We start from the raw sequence: 1,634 nt of genomic DNA, 5'->3' as shown, positions 1-1,634 counted from the left end.
CAGCAAGTGCCGTCACCAGGAATGGCCCCCCTTCTCCCGAAGTTACGGGGGCATTTTGCCGAGTTCCTTAACCATAGTTCACCCGAACGCCTCGGTATTCTCTACCTGACCACCTGAGTCGGTTTGGGGTACGGGCCGCCATGAAACTCGCTAGAGGCTTTTCTCGACAGCATAGGATCATCCACTTCACCACAATCGGCTCGGCATCAGGTCTCAGCCTCAATGAGTGACGGATTTGCCTATCACTCGGCCTACACCCTTACCCCGGGACAACCACCGCCCGGGCTGGACTACCTTCCTGCGTCACCCCATCGCTCACCTAATACAGACTTGGTTCAGCGGCTCCACCACGTCCCTTTGTCCGAAGACTCCGGGCCGGCTTCACGGCTTTAGCATCACCTGGTTCAGCGTTGGCGCTTCAAAGCGGGTACGGGAATATCAACCCGTTGTCCATCGACTACGCCTGTCGGCCTCGCCTTAGGTCCCGACTTACCCTGGGCAGATCAGCTTGACCCAGGAACCCTTGGTCAATCGGCGCAAGAGTTTCTCACTCTTGTATCGCTACTCATGCCTGCATTCTCACTCGTGTACCGTCCACGACTGGTTTCCACCGCCGCTTCACCCGGCACACGACGCTCCCCTACCCATCACAGCAGGCGTTGGCCCTATATGCTGCAATGACACGACTTCGGTGATGTGCTTGAGCCCCGCTACATTGTCGGCGCGGAATCACTTGACCAGTGAGCTATTACGCACTCTTTCAAGGGTGGCTGCTTCTAAGCCAACCTCCTGGTTGTCTCTGCGACTCCACATCCTTTCCCACTTAGCACACGCTTAGGGACCTTAGTCGGTGTTCTGGGCTGTTTCCCTCTCGACCATGGAGCTTATCCCCCACAGTCTCACTGCCACGCTCTCACTTACCGGCATTCGGAGTTTGGCTAAGGTCAGTAACCCGGTGAGGCCCATCGCCTATCCAGTGCTCTACCTCCGGCAAGAAACACGTGACGCTGCACCTAAATGCATTTCGGGGAGAACCAGCTATCACGGAGTTTGATTGGCCTTTCACCCCTAACCACAGGTCATCCCCCAGGTTTTCAACCCTGGTGGGTTCGGTCCTCCACGAAGTCTTACCTCCGCTTCAACCTGCCCATGGCTAGATCACTCCGCTTCGGGTCTTGGGCATGCAACTCAAACGCCCTATTCGGACTCGCTTTCGCTACGGCTACCCCACACGGGTTAACCTCGCTACACACCGCAAACTCGCAGGCTCATTCTTCAAAAGGCACGCAGTCACGGCCCACGTCCGAAAACGTGAACGACGCTCCCACGGCTTGTAGGCACACGGTTTCAGGTACTATTTCACTCCGCTCCCGCGGTACTTTTCACCATTCCCTCACGGTACTATCCGCTATCGGTCACCAGGGAATATTTAGGCTTAGCGGGTGGTCCCGCCAGATTCACACGGGATTTCTCGGGCCCCGTGCTACTTGGGAGTTTCTCAAACGAGCCGTACAGATTTCGTCTACGGGGGTCTTACCCTCTACGCCGGACCTTTCGCATGTCCTTCGACTATCCATACGGTTTCTGACTCGCCGACCGGCCGGCAGACCGGTCAAGAAAAATCCCACGACCCC

The 1,634-nt window shown here is 56.9% G+C and carries 1 rRNA gene (running past one end of the window); it reads right to left on the bottom strand.

What is annotated here, in order from left to right:
• A 23S ribosomal RNA gene (locus ACFWOG_RS40365) occupies positions 1-1,634 on the bottom strand (its annotated part extends 1,274 nt beyond the left edge of the window); the annotation flags it as partial.

This window comes from Kitasatospora sp. NPDC058406, from assembly GCF_042722765.1.
Taxonomy (GTDB): Bacteria; Actinomycetota; Actinomycetes; order Streptomycetales; family Streptomycetaceae; genus Kitasatospora.
Note: the sequence above shows the minus strand (reverse complement) of the source record. Positions and strands in the feature narration are given on the sequence as shown.